The 26371-nt window shown below is 48.9% G+C and carries 21 protein-coding genes; 20 read left to right on the top strand and 1 reads right to left on the bottom strand.

Annotation, left to right across the window (positions count from 1 at the left end; translation table 11 throughout):
• Window positions 1-62: 62 nt before the first annotated feature.
• Complete coding sequence (locus ACESLK_RS07590) at window positions 63-1412, top strand: glycosyl hydrolase family 28 protein (RefSeq protein WP_373228594.1); 1350 nt, start codon at window positions 63-65, stop codon at window positions 1410-1412.
• 161 nt (window positions 1413-1573) lie between these two features.
• Here ACESLK_RS07590 and ACESLK_RS07595 read toward each other — a convergent pair whose 3' ends face one another.
• A complete protein-coding gene (locus ACESLK_RS07595; protein WP_373228595.1) occupies window positions 1574-3955 on the bottom strand; it encodes an alpha-L-arabinofuranosidase C-terminal domain-containing protein in 2382 nt (793 codons plus the stop codon).
• A 118-nt stretch (window positions 3956-4073) separates the two neighbouring features.
• Here ACESLK_RS07595 and ACESLK_RS07600 point away from each other — a divergent pair, with 118 nt between their 5' ends.
• The 19 genes from ACESLK_RS07600 (at window position 4074) to ACESLK_RS07690 (ending at window position 26116) form a co-directional block, all read left to right on the top strand.
• Window positions 4074-4853: a helix-turn-helix domain-containing protein gene (locus ACESLK_RS07600; RefSeq protein ID WP_373228596.1), complete on the top strand. Its 780-nt coding sequence runs from the start codon at window positions 4074-4076 to the stop codon at window positions 4851-4853.
• A gap of 244 nt (window positions 4854-5097) precedes the next feature.
• Complete coding sequence (locus ACESLK_RS07605; RefSeq protein ID WP_373228597.1) at window positions 5098-6072, top strand: aldo/keto reductase family protein; 975 nt, start codon at window positions 5098-5100, stop codon at window positions 6070-6072.
• 153 nt (window positions 6073-6225) lie between these two features.
• Window positions 6226-6459, top strand: a complete 234-nt coding sequence (locus ACESLK_RS07610) for a spore germination protein (protein ID WP_373228598.1) — start codon at window positions 6226-6228, stop codon at window positions 6457-6459.
• Between the two features lie 36 nt (window positions 6460-6495).
• Window positions 6496-6666 carry a hypothetical protein gene (locus tag ACESLK_RS07615; RefSeq protein ID WP_373228599.1) on the top strand — a complete coding sequence of 57 codons (171 nt, stop codon included), beginning with the start codon at window positions 6496-6498 and terminating at the stop codon, window positions 6664-6666.
• A gap of 129 nt (window positions 6667-6795) precedes the next feature.
• Entirely contained in the window at window positions 6796-7869 is a 1074-nt protein-coding gene (locus tag ACESLK_RS07620) for a TlpA disulfide reductase family protein (protein WP_373228600.1), read from the top strand.
• A 697-nt stretch (window positions 7870-8566) separates the two neighbouring features.
• Window positions 8567-9709: an acyl-CoA dehydrogenase gene (locus ACESLK_RS07625; protein ID WP_373228601.1), complete on the top strand. Its 1143-nt coding sequence runs from the start codon at window positions 8567-8569 to the stop codon at window positions 9707-9709.
• 40 nt (window positions 9710-9749) lie between these two features.
• The gene (gene mmgD / locus ACESLK_RS07630; protein WP_373228602.1) at window positions 9750-10862 is read left to right on the top strand and encodes a citrate synthase; all 1113 of its coding nucleotides are present in this window, start codon (window positions 9750-9752) and stop codon (window positions 10860-10862) included.
• A 25-nt stretch (window positions 10863-10887) separates the two neighbouring features.
• A complete protein-coding gene (locus tag ACESLK_RS07635) occupies window positions 10888-12336 on the top strand; it encodes a bifunctional 2-methylcitrate dehydratase/aconitate hydratase (protein WP_373228603.1) in 1449 nt (482 codons plus the stop codon).
• Between the two features lie 16 nt (window positions 12337-12352).
• The gene (prpB, locus tag ACESLK_RS07640; protein ID WP_373228605.1) at window positions 12353-13267 is read left to right on the top strand and encodes a methylisocitrate lyase; all 915 of its coding nucleotides are present in this window, start codon (window positions 12353-12355) and stop codon (window positions 13265-13267) included.
• An 85-nt stretch (window positions 13268-13352) separates the two neighbouring features.
• Window positions 13353-14495, top strand: a complete 1143-nt coding sequence (locus ACESLK_RS07645) for an acyl-CoA dehydrogenase (RefSeq protein ID WP_373228606.1) — start codon at window positions 13353-13355, stop codon at window positions 14493-14495.
• A 17-nt stretch (window positions 14496-14512) separates the two neighbouring features.
• Window positions 14513-17737, top strand: a complete 3225-nt coding sequence (icmF, locus tag ACESLK_RS07650) for a fused isobutyryl-CoA mutase/GTPase IcmF (protein WP_373228607.1) — start codon at window positions 14513-14515, stop codon at window positions 17735-17737.
• 22 nt (window positions 17738-17759) lie between these two features.
• Window positions 17760-18767 carry a thiamine pyrophosphate-dependent dehydrogenase E1 component subunit alpha gene (locus ACESLK_RS07655; protein WP_373228608.1) on the top strand — a complete coding sequence of 336 codons (1008 nt, stop codon included), beginning with the start codon at window positions 17760-17762 and terminating at the stop codon, window positions 18765-18767.
• Window positions 18767-19747: an alpha-ketoacid dehydrogenase subunit beta gene (locus ACESLK_RS07660; RefSeq protein WP_373228754.1), complete on the top strand. Its 981-nt coding sequence runs from the start codon at window positions 18767-18769 to the stop codon at window positions 19745-19747. The genes ACESLK_RS07655 and ACESLK_RS07660 overlap by 1 nt, the downstream gene beginning before the upstream one ends.
• A gap of 53 nt (window positions 19748-19800) precedes the next feature.
• Complete coding sequence (locus ACESLK_RS07665; RefSeq protein ID WP_373228609.1) at window positions 19801-21057, top strand: dihydrolipoamide acetyltransferase family protein; 1257 nt, start codon at window positions 19801-19803, stop codon at window positions 21055-21057.
• A 34-nt stretch (window positions 21058-21091) separates the two neighbouring features.
• Window positions 21092-22273, top strand: coding sequence for an acetyl-CoA C-acetyltransferase (locus tag ACESLK_RS07670; protein ID WP_373228610.1), 1182 nt, complete (start codon window positions 21092-21094; stop codon window positions 22271-22273).
• A gap of 21 nt (window positions 22274-22294) precedes the next feature.
• Window positions 22295-23164 carry a 3-hydroxybutyryl-CoA dehydrogenase gene (locus tag ACESLK_RS07675; RefSeq protein ID WP_373228611.1) on the top strand — a complete coding sequence of 290 codons (870 nt, stop codon included), beginning with the start codon at window positions 22295-22297 and terminating at the stop codon, window positions 23162-23164.
• Between the two features lie 115 nt (window positions 23165-23279).
• Window positions 23280-24065 carry an arylamine N-acetyltransferase family protein gene (locus tag ACESLK_RS07680; RefSeq protein ID WP_373228612.1) on the top strand — a complete coding sequence of 262 codons (786 nt, stop codon included), beginning with the start codon at window positions 23280-23282 and terminating at the stop codon, window positions 24063-24065.
• 25 nt (window positions 24066-24090) lie between these two features.
• Entirely contained in the window at window positions 24091-24597 is a 507-nt protein-coding gene (locus tag ACESLK_RS07685; protein WP_373228613.1) for a tetratricopeptide repeat protein, read from the top strand.
• A 43-nt stretch (window positions 24598-24640) separates the two neighbouring features.
• Window positions 24641-26116 (top strand): protein adenylyltransferase SelO, encoded by a 1476-nt coding sequence (locus ACESLK_RS07690; RefSeq protein WP_373228614.1) that lies wholly within the window; start codon window positions 24641-24643, stop codon window positions 26114-26116.
• The last annotated feature ends 255 nt before the right edge of the window (window positions 26117-26371 follow it).

Here is a 26371-nt window from a genome sequence, read left to right on the forward strand (position 1 = left end):
CTATAAACCGCGAAGGTAAAACGAGGCGGAAAATCCGAAATTAAGGTGGGGCAGAGGACATCATGAATCGTTTAGTCGTATACAAAGCACCAATAGGCGCAATCGGTCGGGAAGACTTTTCGGTTAGCGTACGTACGCTCGGAGGATCGTGGGAAGAGCTATTCGTGTATGAAGCGAAGGTAGACATGCATCAAGTACGCCAAACATCCATGGTCTATTTCGACATGGAGGGAACGGTCGAGGTGATGATTGTCAGCCGCAACCGATCGGTGGAACAAGCGGTCATCCGACCGTTATCGGCGAACATTCCGTTTGAACGGCACGGTGACGTCATTCTCTTCACGCTGGATCGTCCGCGCAAGCTGTCGATCGAAATCAACGGCGAGCGATTCAGCAACCTGCATCTATTCGCCAATCCTATGGAGGAGAATGCTCCGCAGCCTGACGATCCGGACATCATTTACTTTGCGCCAGGGATGCACGTTTTGGAGGAGAACACACTGTGCATACCGTCCAATACAACGGTTTATATCGCCGGCGGCGCCATCGTTGTTGGGTCGCTCGTATGCGAGAGTGTCGAGAATGTCATCATTCGGGGCAGAGGGATCCTATACATGTCCGATTTTCTCAAAACGACCTATCTCCGCGGCGTTCAGATCCGGTTTTCCAAGAACATTTCAGTCGAAGGCATCATTCTTCTGGACCCGCCGCATTATAGCATTTACATCGGTAAATCTGAGCACATCCGCATTCGTAATTTCAAGTCGTTCAGCACGCGCGGGTGGTGCGACGGCATCGACATGATGGCCAGCTCGCACATCGATATTGACGATGTCTTTCTCCGCACCTCAGATGACTGCATCGCGATTTATGGCACACGAGGCGAATATCAAGGCGATACACGGAACGTTCGCGTACGAAATTCGGTGTTATGGGCCGATGTCGCGCATGCTTTGAATATGGGAATCCACGGCGACCATCATCGAGACGGAGATGTCATTGAAGATATCGTGTTCGAGAACATCGACATCCTGGAGCATCATGAGCCTCAGGTTAACTATTGGGGAGCCATGTCGATTAACGCAGGAGACAAAAACACGATCCGGAACGTGACCTACGATAACATCCAGGTGGAGGAATTCGAACTGGGCCAGCTGCTGGATATTCGCGTAGTTTGGAATAAAGATTATAATCCAGTGGCAGGCAATCGGATCGAAAACATTACATTCCGAAACATCACGTATAACGGCGCGAATACGAACCCGAACCGCATACACGGCTTTGATGCCGAGCGGATCGTGGAAGGCGTTCGCTTCATCAATCTTCGCATCAATGGGGAATTAATTTTGAATTCGGAGCAGGGGAACTTCGACATCAACGATTACGCGAACGGCATATCATTTATCGAGTAGAAATTACGGCAGTACACTTAATGATTATGGAGTGACACTCTACTTCACACAATCTAATATCGCTGAAAGAGGGATAGTCCGGCTGCTGACAGTCAGACTATCCCTTATTTAAATGAAGTCTTAGTAACTGAACCTAAATCAACTGCCCACCGGGAACCGCATCATTTTACTCTAAATATGGTGATCGAATGCTTAGGGAAATCGTAAGAAAAACTGCGGCCTTCCGTACTAAATTTCTTCTGTTTCGGTAACACCCGCTCGGGCGACGAAAAACTATTCTCGTCATCAAGCGCATGACCTGACATCTCGAACACATCAACGGTTAAAGACGTTTTTTGCAAATCCTCCAATACGACTTGCGCATGAACGCTATTCTCCTGCACATTTACAACCTTAATGATGACATCCCCTGTGGCATGTTCGAAGCTAGCTGAATAATACAGAGGTTCGATCACTGGCAGCTTGTCTTCCGTTTCATTGAATAGTACTTTGTCAATATAGGTACGGATTTGTCTTCCTGACACTTCTAACGTAAACTCATGTTCAATATCAGTTTCCATAGTATATATACTTTGGGTCAGACAAGAGGTTCTGCCATTCACGCTGGAACACAGCGCGGAATCCTGATTCTGCCAACCGCCAATATCCCAGAATAGCTGATTAGTATCTCCCTGTTTTCCAAAATAAATATTGAAGCCTTTGGGTCCGCTGATTTTTGTTGCTTTCAGACTAAGTGTATAGTTCTCCCAATCCGTTTCTCCCAGATCCAGAGTTTGTTTTAATGTTCCAGCCAGTCGGTCTTCCTTAGTATGAGTAAGCTCTGTAGACAAGCCGTTAAAATCTTTCGTTTCACCGGTATCGTTGTTCACCAGTTTAAAGTCCCTAAACCGGATGGAGCAATGGTCTGTTTCGAGTGCAAACGCTCCGATAATCGGCTTCACGGTTTGATCTTGTTTTTCACCCAATCCGTTGGCTTCAACTTTTAGCAGTTGATCTCCCTGGTGGTGCATAAACAGCTTCTGCACATAATAGTTAGCGGATCCGAATACTTCATGATTGTTGAACCAAATCATGTCCGGCTTCCAATTGACATAATCGACATTGCAAAGCATAGGCGCATAGCAGGCCAGTTCCACCGCATGAGCGTTCTTCTCCAGTCCGGTCATAAAAGCAGCTTCTACAAGAGCGTTATAATACGTGTTTCCCCATGTAGCATACTCGCCCAGAAATACTTTCGGTTCATCAGCCTTGAAAGCATCATAGCGGTTATAATTTGCCAGAAACCATTCCGGAGACTGATAGTAGTGCTCGTCCACAAGATCCGATTGATTTTCTTTGGCCGAATTCCAGCCGCGTTCATATTCACTGCCAGCCGCGAACGGACCGCTCGAGTTGATGACCTTGATGTCCGGATATTTCTCTTTGATTGCCTTGTGGAAATACGGATAACGTTCAAAAAACGGCTCTCCGACTTCTTCGTTTCCGATGCCGATATACTCAAGGCAGAATGGCTCCGGGTGACCCAGTTCTGCCCGTATTGCTCCCCATTTGGTTGAAGGATCACCATTAGCAAATTCAATTAAATCAAGCGCGTCATCAATCCAGGGCGACAGCTCCTCAAGCGGAACCATTCGTTTATGATGCGGGTCAACTCCGCCAGGCAAGATCGGAATCGGCTTGGCGCCAATATCCTCGCACAATAGAAAGTATTCATAATAACCGAGCCCCAACGTCTGATTATAGCTCCAATTATTCCGTCTGGCCGGCCTTTGTGCGATATCGCCTAAAGTATTTTTCCATCGGTACATGGAGTTTCTGTCATCGGGGTTCAAAGAACCGTCATGGATCAGGCAGCCGCCCGGAAAACGCATAAACTTCGGTTTGAGATCAGCGAGCAAAGCTGCAATATCTTCCCGCATGCCGTTTGGCCGGTTACGAAATGTCCGTTCCGGAAAAAGGGATACCATATCGAGATAAAGCTTTCCTTTTCCTTTCGCAACAATGACAAGACGGGAGCTGTAATCGGTGGCATTTGCCGTTATTGTTATTTCGTATTTAGTCCATTCGGATGAATGCACCGTGATCGTTGCTTCACCATGAACGGTTCCGTCCAACCCTTCAATCGTAACTATAACCGGCTCACTAAAGTTTGTATCCCGTCTGGCATAAACCGAAAACAGATAATTTTCTCCCTGCTTCACAGGAATGCCGCTGTTAAAGCCCAGGTTCATAATCCCGACGCCATCACCCTCGGATAGGATGTCAATGGCAACATAGTGAAGGTTTCGAGAGTTAAGAGGGTGGCTGTCTTCTACGGTGATTTCTGCTTTTCCGCTGCCTCTTTCGATCTTCTCCCAAGCTGTTAAAGCATGGTACTCTGCACGATCGATCGGATCAAATTCAAAGGAACGGTTTTGAATTAGCTCTGCATAAAGCCCACCGTCAGCTGCATGATTCAAGTCCTCGAAAAAAATGCCAAACAAGTCGCCTAATTGTGCGCCCCGCTCTTGTGTAAATATACTTAACGTCGCTTGTGTTTTCATCGATTTTTCGTCTCCTTATATCATTTTCTACTATATTAAATTTTAAGCGTTTGTACATTCGGAAACAATCATTTATAATGGCTAAAAACTGACCTATCGTGCTTTTGGGGTGATACAAATGATTCAACTGATTAGTTGCGGAGCTCATTTTATTCATAGGGACGGGATCACAATGGATCGTCCAGCAGGGGCGGGGAATTATGCCTTTGTTTTTTTTAGAAGCCATTCGGAGGTTGTTCTGGGCGGAAGGATGCTCGCAGCAGAAAAAAATTCCTACATCATATTCGGCCCTGCAACCAGCCATCTTTATCGGGAAGTAGAGAAACCGTTCGTCAACGACTGGTTCCATTGTGACGGCAACGATATCTCTGAATTCCTTGCGCAGTTGAATCATCCATTGGACACGCTCATAAAGGCTGTAGATCCACTATTGATTACAAGATGCATCCAGGAATTGCACAGCATTAGCAGGCTAGGCGGCCCGCTGCGCGATCAGATTGTGGACTCCGATATCAGAACTCTATTTATGAAGCTGAGCAATCTTCGTGAGAGAGCCGACCTGCCCGATAAATCGAGCCGATATTTCTGCCAGTTTTCCGAGCTGCGGGGCGAGCTGTACAGTTCGCCTCAAACACACCAGCCGGTAGAGAAGATTGCTGCTCGCGTCAATATGAGCAAGTCGTATTTCCAGCATCTCTACAAAGAACTATTCGGGTGTTCTGTGGTTTCCGATATCATCAACAGCAGGTTGGAATATGCCAAGTATCTTTTGGGGAACAGCTCGTTACCCGTAGCCGCCATTTCGAAGATGTGCGGTTATGATAACGACACCCACTTTATGCGCCAGTTTAAACGCTTCGTAGGCGTCAGGCCTAGCCAATACAGGTCGCAACAATAGCTAAGAGGCTGCCCTAGGTATCTTACCGAAGAGGAACGATAAAGAAATCGGAACTCTGGTCCTTGCAAAGGGGATAACGTTCCTGCATGAAGATCAGCTTGAGAGTGTACCTTATGACCTTGCTAATAACCTTCAGGTTACTAAGTGAAGAAAAAGTGCGTACTTTTTACTTTCCTTGCTTTCCGTTATGATTCAACACAGGTCATTAATTATAATTGCAATGTAGAATAGGAGAATAGTAACGATGAAATACAGACGTGTAGGAAATAGTGGAGTAAAGGTAAGTGAGATAGGTCTCGGCAGTTGGCTTACTTATGGAACGGCATCCGAGCAGGAGGCGGCCGACTCGTGCATCCGTCAAGCTTTCGAGAGCGGAATCAATTTCTTCGATACCGCTAACGCCTACAACACAGGAGCCGGCGAACAAGCGATGGGGGCTGCGTTAAAGCCGTACACCCGTTCGAGTTATGTGCTGTCAACCAAAGTGTTTTTCAATATGGGGCCTGGCCCCAACGACGGTGGACTTTCCCGAAAGCATATTATGGAGCAATGCGATGCCAGTCTGAAGCGGCTTGGCGTTGAGTACATTGATATTTATTTCTGCCACCGTTACGACCGTAATACTCCGGTTGAAGAGACGCTTCGGGCGCTGGACGACCTTACGGCGCAGGGGAAAATCCTATATTCAGCCGTAAGCGAGTGGAGTGCCGCTCAGATTACCGACGCCGTCGGCATCTCCAGAAGGCTAAACCTTCGACCGCTCGTTTCAAATCAACCCATTTATAATATGTTCGAACGCTATATCGAGGAGGAAGTACTCCCGGTAAGCGTGAGAGAGGGTATTGGACAAATCGTATTCTCTCCTCTCGCGCAAGGCATCTTAACGGGCAAATACAAGCAGGGGATGGAGCTTCCCGAAGATAGCCGCGCGGCGAACGGGGCGGTCAACGGGGTAGTCAAGAGTTATCTGAGGGATGATGTTCTCCAATGCGTAGGAGAGTTAGACCGTTTAGCGAAAGAGTCTGGCATCTCATTGGCACAGCTATCTCTTGCATGGATCCTGCGTCAGCCAGGCGTCAGCTCCGCTTTGATTGGTGCGAGCCGTCCGTCTCAAATCGCGGAAAACGTTAAAGCCGTCGAAGTCGAATTAAGTGCCGATGTATTGGATGAAATCCAGCGGATATTGAAACAAGTCGAAGGGTTTGCACCTCTTCGTTAAATTTTTATATGCACAAAATAAGTCCGCGATTTGGCGGGCTTATTTTGTCTTATTTGCATATATTGCGTTACTAGGGTTTATAGGAACAAGTCAGGAGATATGGGCATATCGTAACCAGTAAAGAATGACTCTAAATACAAAGGGTGAAACTTAATGCCATCAATTATAAGAAACGTAAAAATAGTGGAAATTGAGTCGGTAGTACATTATGGGGACGCCATTCAACTTTCTCCATTGAATTCATCTAAACAATCTGCTGGAGCAGGATCATTTATTACTGGAGACTTAATAAGTACGAATAATGCAGTAAATGCTACCCGTACCAACGATCCCGACGCGAGTGATTTGGCTCTAAATACGATTGGGAATCAGGAAAATAGGCAATGATGAAAATAAGAGTTAAGACACTACGGAGGTGCAAATATGACCGAGAACGAACAAAATGAAATGAGCGAACAAAATGAGATGGATAAAAACACTGAGGCTGAATTCGCGAATAAACAGATGGATCGGGAGTTTTACGGCGAGGATCAGGAGCTTTTCGCTTCGGAAGGCATCAACAATGCAGCTTGGATAAATCGCAATCAAAGCTGATAATCAAGCATCATATCCTTAAGTTGAGGGGACTGCTCAAAAGTGATAAACTTTTGAGCAGTCCCCTTTCTTCTTATTCCACTTTTACCGTATCCACATTATCAATTAGCCGTAAAGGGAGAAATTAACTTGAATAATGTTATCGTCTGGGGTTCACTGATTATTCCTGTGCAATTACTTCTTTTGATTTTGTCGGGCATCACGGGATATTTTGCACTATCCTATCGGCTAAAGGCTCTCGACGGTTTGACCCATTCTAAAGCAATACTGAATGAACTGTTCAATACCTTTATAGTTGGATTGCTAGTTTGGAAATTCAGTCCAATTATTTATGACACCACATTCGTTATACAAAACCCCATGTCGCTTCTTTACTTTTCAGGAGGAACTACGGGACTTGTTCTTGCTATTCTTTATTCGGTTGCAGTGCTCAGTTATCGTACGATAAAAGAAAAATTTCCTGTCTTGTTATATCCTGACGCGGTTTCGACTGTTTTTATTGCAGGTGCAGGCATGTATTCACTGCTTCTATTTGTCTTTATGGATAAAGGTCCGTTGATCTTACTCCTCGTTCCCGTGACTATTGTTTTTTATTATCTTCAACTTCGGGGTCGACGACCACTTGGCAGTATAGAGTCGATCGGCCGGATGATGACTAAACGGGGCAACCTTATTACAGCAATTATAATAATTGGTATGATGGGTTGGGTACTATACGAGAGTGTCTACAAAGAAGCTGCTACTTTATCTGCTGCAGGCACCGAAGTAAATACAGAGACGGGAATACGAATTGGCAATAAGGCTGCGGACTTTACTTTGACAACGATTGATGGAAAAGAAGTAAGCTTGTCTGATTATCGGGGTAAACGTGTGCTGTTGAACTTTTGGGCCACTTGGTGTCCTCCTTGTAAGGCCGAGATGCCTCATATGGAGAAGTTTTATAAGGAGTATCAACAGGATGATATTGTGGTGCTCGGGGTGAATCTTACGAATACTGAAAAGTCGTCAGACAAGGTAAAGTCTTTTATCGAGAATCGCGGATTAACGTTTCCGATATTACTAGATAAGTCAGGTGCAGTAAGCGATAAATATAAGGTCATAGCCTATCCAACGACCTTTATTATCGACTCAAGCGGCATTATACGCGATATTTATCAAGGTGCAATAAGTTATGATACCATGAAGCAAGCCATTCAAAAATGATAGAGCAGATAGCAGCGAACCGAATAAAGTCCGCGTAAATTCGCGGGCTTTTTTTTCTACGACGGCATAATCTTCTAACAGTATTTCCCTAATGGCAGCTAATCCTTAAGGGAGAAAACCCATTTTCTATCAGAATTCTGAAAGATCTATTGAGGTTCACTGAGAGACAACGGACTGTATTTCAAGCACCCTCGTACGAGGACGAAACTAATAGTCGTCTCATCATTGTCGCAAAATGAGGCTGTCGATTAACAGTTCATAACTTCGGAAATCTGCGGGAGACCACAAAATGTATGCGAAAAATCATACAAAATGAGCAGCACACACATCGAATCAGTCGATTCTATGCGAAATTTCATACACAAAACACGATTTGAGCCCGGATTCTATAAATGTATCCGAAAAATCATATACATTCTCTACATGTGTACGTTCACGTTAAAACTGTCCACAATTAATCGACAGCCTCAAAAAGCAACAATGAGAGCGCTTCGTAAGTGGTGTACTTCGTAAAGCACGCTTTAGCTCACTACGAACAGCGAGAAAGTTATTTTCGTTGATTGTGCCATCGTAGTTTTATTTGAAATGCTCAATAACTATTCCCCCGCAGCTTTGCCTTCTTTTACACTCGTGTCTAAGGTGGAACAGTCCTTACATATAATCAATTATCGGCGATGAGATCGAAGGAGGCTATTATATGTTCTTCGATTTATCAGACAAACAGAAGATGATTCGTTCAAAGGCACGGGAATTCGCAAAAAGCGAAGTAGGGCCTACCGCGGCGCAGCGTGATGAGGAAGAACGGTTTGATCGTGGTCTGTTCGATAAGATGGGGGAACTCGGGCTGACCGGAATACCCTGGCCTGAACGTTACGGCGGAATTGGAGCCGATTACGTCTCGTATGTCATGGCAGTCGAAGAGCTGTCACGGGTTTGCGCTTCCACCGGGGTTATGCTTTCCGTGCATACCTCGCTCGTAGGATGGTGCCTATATACTTATGGTACGGAAGAGCAAAAACGAAAGATTTTGCGCCCAATCGCGCAAGGAAAGAAGCTTGGGGCTTATAGCTTAACCGAAAGCAGTTCAGGGTCCGATGCCAAGGCGATGAGAACGACGGCGACAAGGGATGGCAGCTGGTATATTTTGAACGGCAACAAAATATTCGTTACAAATGGGGGAGAAGCGGAAATCTACCTGGTATTCGCGATTACGGGCGCCGAGCAAAGGAGCAAAGGATACAGCGCGTTTATCATCGAGAGAGGAACAGAGGGCTTTACATTCGGCAAAAAGGAAAAAAAGCTGGGCATTCGCTCGTCACCTACCCTAGAGCTTATATTCGACAACTGCCGCGTCTCGAAGGGAAACTTGCTCGGTGAAGAGGGAGAAGGCTTCAAAATCGCGATGTCGGCTCTCGATGGGGGGCGTTGCGGAATTGCCGCGCAAGCGCTCGGCATTGCGCAGGGCACTCTTGATACTGTGATTGCCTTTGCCAATGATCGCAAGGAGTTTGGCAAGCCCCTCGGACACCGGCAAGCGATTGCATTCAAGATTGCCGATATGGCTACCAAGATCGAAGCGGCCAGGCTGCTGACTTATCAAGCAGCGTGGCGGGAAAGCATTGGTTTGCCTTATGGCAAAGAAGCCGCTATTGCCAAGCTTTTCTCCAGCGACACCGCCATGCAAATAACGATGGATGCCTTGCAAATTTTCGGAGAATACGGAAATACGAAAGCTTATCCCGTTGAGCGCTTTATGCGCGATGCGAAAGTGACGCAAATTTACGAGGGCACGAACGAAATCCAGCGTCTTGTCATTTCTCGAATGGTTCTAGCCGATTGATCGGCTGGGACTGGATACGGAGGATGGGAGAGGAACTTAGATGAGCGTACCTGGACTTGAGAACGTGATTGCCAGCGAGACAGCCATTTCATACCTGGATGTCGAGAAGGAAGAAATCGTCCTTCGCGGCTATGACTTGATCGTGCTAGCCAACAACGTGACTTACTTGGACATCGCAGGTCTGCTGCTGGATGGCGAACTGCCGACTCCGGAAGAACGACATTCATTAGAAGTGAAAATTAAATCGGAATGCGGTTTGCCTCGAAATATCCAAGCGATATTTCAACTGCTCCCTAAGCAAGCGAATATGATGGATGTTCTTCGAACTGGTGTATCAGCCTTAGCGAGTTACGATGAGGAGCTAGACGATCGTTCCAAAGACGCCAATAAGCGTAAAGCGATTCGGCTGCTGGCGAAAGTTCCGCAAATCGTTGCGAATGGTTTCCAGGCCATCAACAACCAACCCCTAATAGAACCACGCAAGGAGCTCTCCTACACGGCTAATTTTTTATACATGATTACCGGGAACGTGCCTTCCCGTATGGAAGAAGAAGTGTTCGATCAATCCCTGATCGCGTACAGCGAGCATGAATTGCCGAACTCTACGTTTGCCGCGCGGGTGATCGCCTCCACGCAGTCCGATCTCTACGGAGCGTTGACCGGCGCAATCGCGTCACTGAAAGGCACATTGCACGGCGGTGCGAACGAGGCGGTCATGCACATGCTTTTGGAGGCGCAAACAGAAGATGATCTTGAAAGGTTAATGCAGAAGAAACTATCGCAAAAGGAACGCATTATGGGCTTTGGACACCGGGTGTACATGAGGAAGGCAGATCCGCGCGCCTTGCTTATGAAAGAGGCTCTGGTGAATCTGGCAGCGGTGAAAAATGCGAAAGAGCTGTACGATCGATGCGTCATCGGGGAACAAGTCATGAAACGGGAAAAAAATCTGTATCCGAACTTGGATTATTACGCCGCGCCCGTCTTTCATTTGTTAGGCATCCCGATCGACTTGTTTACGCCCGTCTTTCTCGCGGCCCGCACAATCGGAATCAGCGCTCACGTGATGGAACAGCACGGGAATAACCGGCTTTTCAGGCCCCGCGTTCTCTACAATGGTCCGCGGAATTTGCATCCTCCCACCAAACAATAGCGCTTGAGCGGAAGGGAAGAATGATATGGGCGCCAACGAAGAGGCAGAGAATCGGCAAATGGCGTTTGACCCCTTATTGGCGGATATCGCGGATTACACATTGGGTTACACGATTGAAAGCGAAGAAGCGTACCGGATCGCACAGCACGTATTATTGGACTCTCTAGGAACCGCACTGCTTGCCTTGCGCTTCCCGGAATGCGCGAAGCATCTGGGTCCGATCGTGCCAGGGGCTACTCTTCCGGGCGGAGCCCGGGTACCGGGGACAATGATCGAGCTCGACCCCGTCCATGCGGCATACAATATTGGATGCATGATCCGTTGGCTCGATTATAACGATACTTGGCTCGCTGCCGAGTGGGGACATCCTTCGGATAATCTAGGGAGCATACTCGCGACTGCAGATTACCTCAGCCGCACTCGGGTATCAGAAGGGAAAGCGCCCCTTCTCATGAAAGACGTCCTAACGATGGCGATTAAAGCGCATGAGATTCAGGGCGTTCTTGCGCTCGAGAACAGCTTAAACCGCGTCGGATTGGATCATGTTCATTTCGTGAAAATCGCCTCTACGGCCGTCGTTACCGCAATGTTAGGGGGAAGCCGGGAGGAGCTCCTTAACGCGCTTTCCAACGCATGGATCGACGGGGCAAGTTTAAGGACTTACCGCCATGCTCCGAATACGGGTTCACGCAAATCATGGGCAGCCGGAGATGCCACAAGCCGGGCCGTAAGGTTAGCGCTGATGGCAGTGGGCGGTGAGATGGGCTATGCGACGGCTTTGTCCGCGAAAAACTGGGGCTTTCAAGATGTCTTATTTAACGGCATTAAACTAATTCTCAGTCGTCCCCTTGAAAGTTATGTCATGGAAAATATATTGTTCAAAATTTCGTTCCCTGCCGAGTTCCATGCCCAAACGGCCGTCGAATGCGCCATAGAGCTGCATCCTCGGGTGCGAGATAGGATTAATGAGATTAAACAAATCACGCTGACAACCCATCTGTCGGCCATTCGAATCATCGATAAGAGAGGGCCTTTGCGTAATCCGGCAGACCGGGATCATTGCCTGCAGTACATGGTCGCGATCGGACTGTTGTTCGGTACTTTAACCGCTGAACACTACGAGGAAGAAATCGCAAGTGATCCGAGAATTGATGCGATTAGGGAGATCATGGTCGTTACGGAGGATGAGCAGTACAGTATAGACTATCTCGATCCGCAGAAACGCTCCATCGCCAATGCGATCCAAATTCATTACAAAGACGGGACGTCTTCGGAAAAAGCCGTTTGCGAATATCCGATTGGACACCGTAGGCGCCGAGAAGAAGGATTGCCGAAAGTTTTACAAAAGTACGAGTCCAATTTGTTAACTCGCTTCCCCCGGAAAAAGGCCGTGGAAATCCTGAAGCTCTCGGTTGATTACAAGCGTTTGATCCAAACGCCTGTTCATGAATTTATGGCACACTTCGTCATCTGAGCGGAGGGAGGGACCCATGTCTTGGCTAGTTGAAGAAGAACCTGATCAGAAGCAATTGGCAGCCGATTTCCGAAAGCTGGTCGAAGCGGGGCCGATTGTCCGAATCCCCGGAACCCACGACGGAATGTCGGCAAGAATTGCCAAGCTTTATCATTTTGAAGCCATTTATCTCTCCGGAGCCGCGTATACTGCTAGCAGGGGATTGCCTGATCTAGGCTTAATTTATTCTAATGAAGTAGCGGAACGCGCCCGTGATCTCGTTCGCGCATCCGGACTCCCGCTCCTCGTCGATATCGACACCGGATTCGGAGGCGTCCTGAACGTTGCCCGAACCGCCAAGGAGATGGTGGAGGCGAAAGTGGCGGCCGTCCAAATCGAGGATCAGGAAATGCCGAAAAAATGCGGGCATTTAAGCGGAAAGAAGCTGATATCCACAGAGGAAATGATCCAAAAAATCCGTACGTTAAAAGAAGTCAGTCCTACGCTGTTTATCCTGGCGCGCACGGATGCCAAGAGCGTCGAGGGAATGGAAGCCGCTATCGACAGAGCTAAGCAATATCTTACTGCGGGTGCGGACGGAATTTTCCCCGAAGCATTGGAAAACGAAGAAGACTTTCGACGATTCGGCAAGGAAGTTAAAGCGCCTTTATTAGCGAACATGACGGAATTCGGGAAAACGCCGTATTATACGGCGGAACAATTCGAAAGCTGGGGCTACCGCATGGTGATCTATCCGGTCACTTCTCTACGGGTAGCCGCTAAGGCCTACGAGCGGATCTTTGAGGAAATCAGCCGAACCGGAACACAGCAAGGCTCGCTGGACAGCATGCAAACACGTAAACATTTGTACGATACGATCCGGTATTACGATTACGAAGCGCTGGATCGGAAAATCGCAAAAACCAGTATACCCAAAACCCCTCCCGAATAAGTAAGAGACCAAGCAAGGCTTCGCTGATTCTGTCGGTGGGGCCTTTGCGTTTGCTTTCATCAGGCTGCGAAGGGAGGCATATGCATTGGACTTCTTTCTATCGGAAGAACAGGAGATGATTCGCTCGGTCGTGCGCGATTTCGCTCGTAACGAAATTGAGCCAAGCGCCGCGATCCGGGATGAGGAGGAAAGGTTTGACCGGATCTTGTTCGATAAAATGGGCGAGCTCGGATTTACTGGCATTCCGTGGCCGGAAGCCTACGGCGGACTTGGGGCCGACTATGTGACCTATGTGTTGGCCGTTGAACAATTGTCACGCGTTTGCGCCTCTACGGGTGTTACGTTATCGGCGCACATTTCGCTCGCGGGGTGGCCTATTTATAAATTTGGCACGGAAGAACAAAAGCAACGTTTTTTGCGTCCGATGGCAGAAGGGAAGAAGCTTGGGGCCTATGGCTTGACCGAAAGCCAGTCCGGCTCAGATAGCGCTTCTATGAGAACGACGGCGAGACGGGATGGGGATCACTTTATTCTGAACGGCTCCAAAATATTTATTACGAATGCGGGCGATGCGGAAATTTATGTCGTGTTCGCATTGACGGACCCGCAGCAAAAACAAAAGGGCTGCAGCGCCTTTATTGTTGAAAAAGGGACTGCGGGATTTTCCTTCGGCAAAAAGGAAAGAAAAATGGGCATTCGCTCGTCTCCGACGATGGAGATTATTTTCGAAGAATGCCGCATCCCTGCGCACAATTTGCTCGGGAAGGAAGGAGAAGGCTTCAAAATCGCTATGATGACGCTTGACGGAGGGCGTAACGGCATAGCGGCTCAAGCCGTTGGGATTGCCCAAGGGGCGCTTGATGCTTCAATCGCCTATGCGAAAGAGCGCAAGCAATTCGGCAAGCCGATCGCTCAACAGCAGGCGATTGCCTTTAAGATTGCCGATATGGCCGCCAAGATCGAAGCCGCAAGGCTGCTGACCTATCAAGCTGCCTGGAGAGAAAGCCAAGGCTTGAGTTATGGCAAGGAATCGGCTTTTGCCAAGCTTTATGCCGGGGATACCGCGATGGAGGTAACGGTAGAGGCTGTGCAAATTTTCGGGGGATACGGGTATACGAAGGATTTCCCGGTTGAACGTTATATGCGGGATGCCAAAATCACGCAGATCTACGAAGGGACGAACGAAGTCCAGCGTCTCATCATTTCTCGAATGCTGCTGGCAGACTGAGAAAGGCGGGGGCTAACGTGGGAACGGATACGAAGGTGCGTTCGAAGCACAAAGTGAGGTTCATCACTGCATCCGCCTTGTTCGACGGCCACGATGTCTCGATCAACATTATGCGGCGGATCCTTCAGGCGAGCGGGGCGGAAGTCGTTCATCTCGGACATAACCGTTCGGTAGATGAGGTCGTTCAAGCCGCCATTCAAGAAGATGTGCAGGGCATCGCCGTTTCTTCCTATCAAGGCGGGCATGTCGAATATTTTAAATATATGATCGATTTATTAAAGGAGAAAGGGGCTTCTGATATCCGTGTATACGGCGGCGGAGGCGGAGTGATCCTTCCCTCGGAAATCGCATGTCTGCAGGATTACGGTGTTGCCCGTATCTTCTCGCCAGAAGACGGAAGGGAGTTCGGCCTTCAGGGTATGATCGACATCATGATGCAAGAGTGTGATTTCTCTACGGTTTCCGGCTTTGTTCCAGACTTTAATACAGCAATTAGCAGGGAGCAACGGTATATTGCAAAATGTATTACGATTGCCGAAAACACGGGCCAGATTGTATTCGCAGAAACCAATAGGGCAGACTGTCCGATCATCGGGCTTACCGGTACCGGAGGAGCCGGCAAAAGCACCCTCGCCGACGAATGGGTTCGGCGCTTCCTTCGGCACTATCCTAACAAGACGATGGCCATCCTATCGGTCGATCCGACCAGAGAGCGGACCGGCGGCGCCCTGCTCGGGGACCGGATGAGAATGAACGCCGTTCACTCCGACCGGGTGTATATGCGAAGTATGGGAACTAGAGGCTCGGGTCATGAGCTGTCGAACGCGATTAGCCAAGTGATCGCCGTACTTACGGCGGCACGCTTTGATTTGATCTTGGTGGAAACGAGCGGGATCGGGCAAGGAGATCACCAGATTACGGAAATCGCCGACGTATCCGTTTATGTGATGACAAGCGAGTTCGGCGCGCCTTCCCAACTGGAGAAAATCGATATGATCGATTATGCCGATCTAATCGCGATCAATAAGTTCGAGCGTAGAGGCTCGGAGGACGCCCTTCGCGACGTGAAAAAACAAGTTCAAAGAAATCACGGCTTATTCGATATCCCTTTTGAAACGATGCCTGTTTATGGAACGATGGCCAGCCAGTTCAACGATGCCGGAGTAAATGCGTTGTTCGCGGCACTTATCGAAATCATGAATCGCAAACTCTCGCTGCAGTGGCCGCTCCCCGACTATTCTTCCGTCCTTAGCGCTAACAATCATGTGATTATTCCGAATGACCGCACCCGCTATTTGGGCGAGATCGCAAATACGGTCAGGAGCTATCGATCTTTCGTTGAAAGCGAAGCCGAGTTGGCCAGCGCCTGCTACCGAATAGAAGGAACTATCCAAGCGCTGCGAGAGGAGCAAGGTTCGGTTGAAAGCCTTTCGTCGCTGGAACGGCTTAAGGAAATGGTTGAGAACCGTATGCAGAAGACGACGCGGGACCTGCTCGCAAGATGGCCGGAGCTGCGGCGCAGCTATACCGGAAACACCTTTGTTACCCGGGTTCGGGACAAAGAAATTGCGACGGAGCTTACGACCCAAAGCTTGTCGGGTCTAAATATCCCCAAAGTGAGCTTGCCCAAATTCCACGACTGGGGCGATCTTGTACGCTGGATGTACCGCGAAAATGTTCCGGGGGAGTTTCCTTATACGGCGGGTGCCTTTCCCTTCAAACGCAAGGAGGAAGACCCGAAGCGCCAGTTCGCCGGGGAAGGAACGCCGGAGCGAACCAACCTGCGTTTTCACTTTTTGTCGCAGAACGACATGGCCAAACGTCTGAGCACCGCGTTCGATTCCGTAACCTTGTACGGGGAAAACCCCGACGAGAGGCCCGACATCTACGGTAAAATCGGCGAAAGCGGCGTCAGCATTTGTACTTTGGACGATATGAAGAAGCTGTACGCAGGCTTTGATCTCTGCCACCCGATGACGTCGGTATCCATGACCATCAACGGTCCCGCTCCGGTTCTGCTCGCGATGTATATGAATACCGCGATTAATTTTCAAATGGAACGGTTCTGTCAGGGACATAAGAGCGCGCCTACGACGGAGGAATCCGAGCGTATTCGCAAAGAAACGCTCGGAACGGTGAGGGGAACCGTTCAAGCCGACATTTTGAAGGAAGATCAGGGGCAGAACACCTGTATTTTTTCCACGGAGTTTGCGCTTCGCATGATGGGCGACATTCAGCAATATTTTATCGACCATGACGTCCGCCATTACTATTCGGTGTCCATCTCGGGTTACCATATCGCCGAGGCCGGCGCGAATCCAATCTCGCAGCTGGCGTTTACGCTGGCCAACGGGTTTACCTACATCGAATATTACTTGTCACGGGGCATGAACATCGATGAGTTCGCCCCAAATTTATCGTTCTTCTTCAGCAACGGGCTTGATCCGGAGTACACCGTTATCGGGCGTGTTGCCCGGAGAATATGGGCAACGGTCATGAAGCTCAAATACAAGGCCAATGAGCGCAGCCAAAAGCTGAAGTATCATATCCAAACGTCCGGACGCTCACTGCATGCGCAGGAAATCGATTTTAACGATATCCGAACGACGCTGCAGGCGCTCATGGCGATTCTAGACAATTGCAACTCGCTTCATACGAATTCTTACGACGAAGCGATCACGACTCCGACGGAGGAATCGGTACGCAGGGCGATGGCCATTCAATTGATCATCACGAAGGAGCTTGGTCTGGTGACGAGCGAGAACATGCTGCAGGGTTCATTCGTGATTGACGAACTGACCGAATTAGTGGAGGAGGCGGTTCTGCAGGAGCTGGAGCGTTTAAATGACAGGGGCGGAGTGCTGGGCGCGATGGAATCCCAGTACCAACGGGGTAAAATCCAAGAAGAATCCATGTTGTATGAAACGAAAAAGCATAGCGGAGAGCTGCCTATTATCGGCGTGAACACGTTTCGCAATCCAAATCCGCTTGCCGGAGATGAGTTGAGTATTCCTCTTGCCCGGTCAACTCTCCAAGAGAAGGAGCAGCAGCTGACGAATCTGAGAGATTTCCATAGGCGGAACCAAGCGGAGGCACATGCTGCCCTAACTAGATTGCAGAAGATCGCCTTGGAAGGCGGCAATATCTTTGCCGAGCTGATGGAGACGGTCAAGGTAGCGAGCCTAGGACAAATCACTCAAGCCCTCTATGCGGTCGGCGGACAATATCGCAGGAATATGTAGTCTGAAAGGAGGAGGGTTTCCTTTGTCGACTCCGCAGCTTGCCAAGCACCAGCAGCTTGGTTTAACGGACGGGCAAGTTTTGAGCATGTACACTCTTATGCTGACGGCGAGAAAATTCGACGAGCGCGCCACGCTTATTCAACGCTCGGGAAAAACCGCTTTTCACATCTCCAGCATAGGCCAAGAAACCGCGCAGGTGGCCGCGGCATTCGCATTGGAAAAGCAGCATGACTACTTCCTCCCTTATTATCGTGATTACGCATTGGTTCTCTCCGTTGGAATGACAGTTCGAGAGCTGATGCTCGCTACGTTCTTAAAAGCGGAGGACATCAACGGCGGCAGGCAGATGCCCGGGCATTTCGGATACCGCAAGCATCATATCGTAACGGGCTCGAGTCCCGTTTCCACCCAAGTTCCGCATGCCGTAGGCATTGCCTTGGCGGTGATAATGAAGCAAGAGGAGCGCGTCGCGTTCGTCACCTTCGGGGAAGGATCAAGCAATCAAGGCGACGTGCACGAAGGCTTTAATTTTGCCGGGGTATTCAAGCTGCCCGTCATCTTCATGTGCGAGAATAACCAATATGCGATTTCCATTCCGGCTCATCGGCAAGTGGCGGGGCGGATTGTCGACCGCGCGGCCGGATACGGGTTTCCTGGAGTCCGCGTAGACGGCAATGATGCCCTCGAGGTGTATAGCGCAGTCAAAGAGGCGAGAACTAGAGCCCTTCGCGGTGCGGGGCCGACTTTAATCGAAGCGATGATGTACCGCATACCGCCGCATTCCACCGCGGATGACGACATGCAGTACCGGACGAGAGATGAGGTGGAATACCATAAGGAGCAGGACGGAATAGAGAGCTTCCGCCGTTATTTGTTCGAATGCGGCGTTCTGAACGAAGAGCTCTACCGATTGGTGAACGAGAACGTCATGAGAGAAGTGAACGAAGCAGCCAAATATGCCGACAAAGCCCCCTACCCGGAGCCCGAGAGCACACTGCGGCATGTGTACGGTGAGGAAGGTGGTGCATGATGGCTATCCTAACCTATTTGGAAGCAATCCGAGCCGGGATGAGCGAGGAAATGCAACGCGATGAAAACGTCTTTGTTCTTGGTGAGGATATCGGTAAAGGCGGCGTATTAAATGCGACCAAAGGAATGCGGGATCGATTCGGCGAACGGAGGGTGCTCGATACGCCGCTGGCCGAATCTGCGATTGTCGGCGTTGCCATTGGAGCGGCCATGGTGGGTATGAGGCCGATCGCCGAAATCCAGTTTGCCGATTTTATCTTCCCCGCTGCCAATCAAATCATCAGCGAAGCGGCGAAAATCCGTTATCGCTCGAACAACGATTGGTTTTGTCCCATCGTGATCCGCCTTCCTTACGGAGCGACGGGCGGTGGCGGACTCTATCATTCGCAGTGCCCCGAATCGGTATTCTTCGGTACGCCGGGCCTTAAGATCGTAGCCCCGTCTACCGCTTATGATGCCAAAGGCCTGTTGAAAGCGGCTGTACGAGATGATGATCCCGTTCTCTATTTCGAGCATAAAAAATGTTATCTGTATATTTCCGATGATGTGCCGGAAGAGGATTATACGGTTCCCATCGGCAAAGCGGCCGTCAAGCGAGAAGGAGACGATATCACCGTCATAGCTTACGGTATGTCGGTTCATCTTGCGCTTAAAGCTGCGGATCAGTTGGAGAAGGATGGGATTAGCGTACATGTACTAGATTTGCGTACTCTGCATCCGCTTGATCAATCCGCTATTTTCGAGGCTGCCGCGAAAACAGGCAGAATCTTAATTGTGCATGAGGATAACAAAACAGGGGGAATCGGTGCAGAAATCGCCGCCATCATTGCCGAACATTTGCTGTATCAATTGGATGCTCCCATCCTGCGTTTTTGTCCGCCCGATGTTCCTGCCGTAGGAATGGCGCCTACTCTCGAGAAGTTTTTCCTGCCCAATGCAGATACCTTGAAAGAAGCGATGCGCCGCCTAGCAGAAATGTAAAATGAACTTTCGAATCGCTAGCTTCGATTTCGGTCTGGGGGGGGATTGTAAAGATGCACAACGAGGAGGAGCGTGTTTGCGAGGTTACGATTCCGCATCTTGCCGAGAGCCTTGTTTCGGCGACCCTTGGCAGATGGCTGAAGGAGCCGGGGGATTACGTGAAGGAATACGAGGTCCTATGCGAGCTGAATACGGATAAAGTAAACGTGGAAATGCCTTCGCCCATAGAAGGAACGCTGATCCGCATCTTGGTTCAGGATGGGGAAACCGCCGACGTTGGCGTTCCCATCTGCCTCATTAGGGAGCCTAATGATCAGACGCCGAGTGTCTCGCACGAAGAAATTGATCTGAGCACCCGTTATTCTCCCGCCGTTATGCGTCTTGCCGATGAGCATCGGATCGATTTGCGGAAGGTCAAAGGCACCTCGCTTGGCGGCAGAATTAATCGGAAGGATGTCCTCGCTTATGTTCGGGACGGAATGAACACACAAACCGCGGCTCCTCCGGTAAACAGCATCGACAAGAACGAGGTTACTGCCGCTGGCTTTAAAGAAACTGGCATTTCCCCAGCAGCTCCAGAGCGCAAAGAGCCAGCAAGCGACCGGGTTCCAAACGATCAAATCCTCCCCGTCACCCCTATAAGAAAGCTGATCGCTTCCCGGATGCATCAAAGCGTATCAGAAATTCCTCATGCATGGTTAACAATCGAGGCGGATGTGACTCATCTTGTCGACCTGCAACAAAGGTGGAAAGACCATTTCGTAGAGAAGGAAGGGATACGGCTAACAGTGACTCCTTTCGTGTTGAAAGCAGTCGTTAATGCCATTAAGGATTATCCGATTCTCAATTCCACATGGGCTTCGGACAATATCATTATCAAGAAAGAAATACACGTTTCCATTGCAATAGGCTCTGAGGAATCCGTAATCACACCCGTCATTCGTAACGCGGACCGAAAGACGATTGGCGGTCTGGCTATCGAACTAGACGGCTTGGTCAAACGGGCTAGGAGCGGTAAATTAACGGTTTCCGATATGCAAGGGGGTACCTTTACCTTTAACAACACAGGGGCTTTCGGCTCCTTGCAATCCTTTCCCCTTATTAATTTTCCGCAGGCGGCGATCATCACCTTTGAAGCGATTGTCCGCAAACCCGTCGTGATTCAGCGGGACATGATTGCGATCCGTTCCATGGCCAATCTCTGCCTTTCGCTTGATCATCGTATACTTGATGGCGTGATTTGCGGGCATTTTATGCGCCGGGTAAAGCAATATTTGGAGCGATACGATCAAGATACCATCATTTACTAAGCTTAATTTGACTAGCTGCGTGGGGGTTGATTCCATGAGGGAGAGTGTTATTGTCGGTGGAGCGCGAACTCCGTTCGGCAAATTTGGAGGCGCTTTGAAAGAAGCTGAGGCTGTCATGCTCGGCGGAACCGCGCTCAAAGGAGCGATAGATCGATCTTCTCTTAAACTTGGCGATATTGAAGCTGTGATCATGGGGATGGCCCTGCAAGGCGGCGCCGGACAAATTCCATCCCGCCAGGCAGCCAGATATGCCGGCTTGGGTTGGAACGTGACGACGGAGACGATTAACAAGGTGTGCGCTTCCGGCATGCGAAGCGTTACGCTGGCCGATCAAATTATTCGTTCGGGAGATGCGGACATCATCGCCGCAGGCGGCATGGAAAGCATGAGCAACGCGCCGTATCTATTGCCAAGCGCCCGTTGGGGAGCCAGAATGGGGGACCAAGGGTTAGTCGATTCGATGATACATGACGGCCTTGAATGTCCGTTCGACAAAGTGCATATGATCGTGCATGGCAGCCGGGTGGCCGAAGAGTTCGGCATATCCCGCAGCGCTCAAGATGAATGGGCGCTGCGTAGCCATCAACGGGCAATTCATGCGAGAAATAAAGGTTATTGGGCCGAAGAAATCGTACCACTTTCTATTATCAGCAAGATGGGGACTATAACCGTTGACCAAGACGAAGCCCCGCGCGCGGACACCAGCTTAGTAAAGCTTGCTGCGTTGCCACCCTTATTCGCGAAGGATGGTACCATAACTGCGGGTAACGCTCCTGGCGTTAACGATGGTGCTGCCGCGATGATCGTCATGTCCAAAAAAAAGGCGCTGTCTAAAGGAATAAGGCCGCTAGCGGCGATTGTCGGTCACGCGTCCGTTGGGGAGAAAGCCCCATATATCGCGACGACGCCTGCATTGGCGATTCAGAAGTTACTGCGGCAAACCTCACTTTCCCTCGAACAGATAGATAGGTTTGAAGTGAACGAAGCATTCGCGGCCGTAACGCTGACTAGCGGGAAGTTATTGGGCTGGGATCAGGAGAAGGTCAACGTAAATGGGGGAGCGATTGCGCTCGGCCATCCGATTGGCGCTAGCGGGGCGCGAATTCTATTAACCTTAATCTATGAGCTGCGAAGAATTGGAGGAGGTTATGGCATTGCGGCGATCTGCTCCGGATCCGCTCAGGGCGATGCCGTTCTCTTACGTGTCCAAGATTAAGCAATCGAAAGCAGGGATCTTATGAACATTCAGACCGTTATGGTCGTAGGCACAGGACAAATGGGTATCGGTATCGCGCAGGTGATCGCAGCTTCTGAAATCGAAGTGCTCTTACACGATGTGTCCTCGGAGTTCGTTCGAAAAGGACTTGCATCGATTACGGAGAGTCTATCTCGAGGTGTAGTAAAAGGGAAGCTTACGGAGGAAGGAAAGGCCGAGATCCTAAATCGAATCCGCCCAGCAGAGCAATTAGAGCAAGCGAACAGGGCTAATCTCGTAATTGAAGCGATCACAGAAAATATGGAGTTGAAATCCGCCCTGTTCCGGAAACTTGACGACATCTGTCCGCCCAAAGTGATTTTCGCCTCCAATACTTCATCTCTTCCGATTACCGAATTGGCGTCAGCAACTAGACGACCCTCGCAGGTGATTGGGATGCATTTCATGAACCCTGTACCGGTAATGCCTCTGATTGAGGTGATTCGCGGCTTGGAAACGTCTCAGGAGGTGTTCGATGAGATCCGCCTACTTGCGGAGAAGATGGGCAAAACTCCTGTAGAGGTAAACGATTCTCCCGGTTTCATCTCGAACAGAATCCTAATGCCTATGATTAATGAGGCTATCTATACCGTTTACGAAGGGGTTGCTAGCGCAGAAGCGGTAGATCAAGTAATGAAGCTCGGAATGAATCACCCCATGGGGCCGCTTGAACTTGCTGATTTCATTGGATTGGATACTTGTCTTTCTATCATGGAAATTCTTTATGAAGGCTTCAAAGATCCGAAGTACCGTCCGTGTCCGCTGCTGCGTAAATACGTGAAAGCCGGACGGTTGGGACGCAAATCCGGTCAGGGATTTTTCCGTTATCAAGGGAAAGAAAGTTCATACTGATTTATTATAAATAGTATTGCTATATAATAAATCATATACAGATTCAGAACGTGCAGAAGGAGCAAATTGATGATGGGGTTAAGGCAATAGTTGAAACATGGAGGGAATCTTCATAATGAATGAGTTGAATAGTTTATTTCGTAAAAGAATTGGCATTCCAGAGAGCCTAAAGCTTACATTTGAAACTTTAGATTACATCCTTGAAAAAACTGCAACAACTCTTCCTTTTGAAAATTTAAGCATCATCTCTAATAAAACAAGAGCAATAACTAAAGAGAATTTGATTAATAAACTTCTCGTAAAAAATGAAGGGGGGTTATGTTATCAATTGAATCCTCTGCTTTATTTTTTCTTAGTTGAAAATGGGTTTAGTGCCGTGTTAGTTCGCGGAGAAGTATACAATCATGAAACGAAGGACTGGTCAAAACTCGGGAGAACTCATGTAGCAATTGTTCTGCGGCACGAAGGTCAAACGTACTTGGTTGATACTGGATTTGGAGGAAACCTAGCCTTAAAATCTGTGCCGCTAAATGGGGAAACTACCTCCTCAATGAATGGACAATTTCGAGTCAAAGAAATCGAAAGTGTTTATGGAAACTATATACTTGAAATGAAATTAAAGTATAAAGATATTGATTGGAAAATAGGCTATGCCTTTGATACAAAACGACCATTAGAGAATTTATCAGAATTGAATGAAGTCCAAGACATCATCGCCCAGCACAAGGAATCACGATTTAACAAAACCCCGCTGATTACCCAACTTACAAACGATGGGAATGTAACGCTAACCGATACTTCTTTCACACAATGGGTGAATGGAAAATCGAAAAAGGAACAGATTGATAACGCTAAATTCAGTGAGCTAGCAAAACAGCATTTTGGATTTAAAGAGCTATAAGAAGCCGTATAGGAGCTGTATGCCCATGATAAAGCTCAGATTAGCAGAAGCTATTCAACTGCGAGAAGAAGGACGGGCCAAGCAAGACCAAGTCATTCTGGAGGCTGCCCGAAAGCTCCTTTTCGACTTGGTCGCCGCCTATCCAGATGACGCTGAGATCAACTTTCAGATAGCAGTGGCTTATGACAATTTGGGATTAGGCCGAGAGGCAATTCCTTTCTACCTGCGAACCCTCGAACTAGGACTCTCCGGACCAGATCATGAAAGAGCTTTACTTGGCCTGGGAAGTACGTATCGTTACCTCGGATACTATCAGGAAGCGGAGGAAACATTAAGGCGAGGTGTAAGAGAGTTTCCTCATAATCGGGCTCTCCAAGTGTTTCTCGCGATAGTCCTGTATAATACGAAGCAAGACAAGGAAGCAGTAGAACTCCTTCTAACCAATTTGATGGAGACAACCTCTGATGAAAAACTTCAGTACTTCAAACGAGGGATTATGTATTATGCGCAACACCTCGATGAAACCTGGTGAAAGAATTCAAGAAAATACCTTAAGAAAAGGAAAAGGAGATACGATGACAGAGAATAAAGCAATAATAGCTACAGGATGGAACTTCGACAACAGTTATGCTCGTCTGCCGGAATCCCTTTTTACCAGGCAGGACCCAACCCCTGTACGCTCTCCGAAGTTGATCATTCTTAATGGTCCGTTGGCAGCATCTCTAGGATTGAATGGCCAAGCACTGCAAAGCAATGATGGCGTAGCGGTGCTTGCCGGCAACCAAATTCCCAAAGGCGCTTTACCTCTTGCGCAAGCTTATGCAGGGCATCAATTCGGACATTTTAACAGGTTAGGGGACGGCCGGGCTCTGCTGCTTGGTGAACAGATCACTCCCCTGAGTGTGCGGGTTGATATTCAGCTTAAGGGTCCAGGCAGAACGCCATACTCCCGCGGAGGCGATGGTCGGGCGGCGCTTGGGCCGATGCTGCGCGAATACATCATCAGCGAAGCCATGCATGCGCTAGGTATTGCCACTACCCGCAGCCTAGCTGTGGTAACAACCGGTGAGTCGGTCATCCGCGAAACCGAGCTGCCCGGTGCAATTCTGACTCGCGTGGCTGCCAGCCATCTGCGCGTCGGTACCTTTCAATACGCTGCACAATGGGGAACTGACGAGGATCTCCGGGCTCTGGCTGATTACACATTGCAAAGGCATTTTCCAGAAGTTGATGCTGATGAGAACCGCTATCTATTGCTGCTTCAGGAAGTGATCAAGCTTCAGGCTGATCTGATTGCCAAATGGCAGCTCGTTGGCTTTATTCACGGGGTGATGAACACCGACAACATGGCGATTAGCGGAGAAACCATTGATTATGGTCCTTGCGCCTTCATGGATGCCTATGACCCCGCAACGGTATTCAGTTCCATTGACACTCAAGGCCGCTATGCCTATGGCAATCAGCCGAATATTGCCGTTTGGAATCTAGCGAGATTCGCAGAAACCCTATTACCGCTGCTGCACGTCGACGAGGAACAGGCAGTCAAACTGGCAGAGGATGCACTTTCGGGTTTTACCGAGTTGTTTCAACGGAATTGGCTCGCGGGAATGCGAGCAAAACTGGGAATTTTTAACGAAGAGGAAGAGGATAAATCCCTTATTAAAGGTCTACTCAGTATGATGCAGAAGTATCGTGCGGACTACACCAATACCTTCCGTGCATTAACTTTTGATAAGCCGGAGGACATGGTACTGTTCGACAGCTCGGAATTTGTTCAGTGGAATGAGCTGTGGCAGGCGAGACTAGGCAGGCAGCAGGAACCAACGGCTTCCTCGCATCAGTTAATGCGCAGCAGCAATCCCGCACTAATTCCTCGCAACCACCGGGTAGAAGAGGCATTAGAAGCTGCGGTGAAACAAGAAGACTACAGCGTGATGGAACGGCTTCTTGTTGTTCTTTCAAGTCCCTTCGCGCACTCCCCCGAACAGGCTGATTACAATACATTGCCGGGAGTATCATCCCGTCCTTACCGAACCTTTTGCGGTACCTGATATAGAAACATTGGACCAGCTAATAGGTTTTTCTGTACTCAACTAACGAAAAACTATAGTGGAGGAGCTCGCTACGCAGCAGCTCCTCTTTTTTTCGACGACGGCATAATCTTCTAACAGTATTTCCCTAATGATAGCTGATCTGTATTTCAAGCATCACCCTCGTACGAGGACGAAACTAATAGTCGTCCCACCATTGTCGCAAAAAGAGGCTGTCGATTAACAGTTCATAACTTCGGAAATCTACGGAGACCA

It is taken from the genome of Cohnella sp., assembly GCF_041640265.1.
GTDB lineage: Bacteria > Bacillota > Bacilli > Paenibacillales > Paenibacillaceae > Cohnella.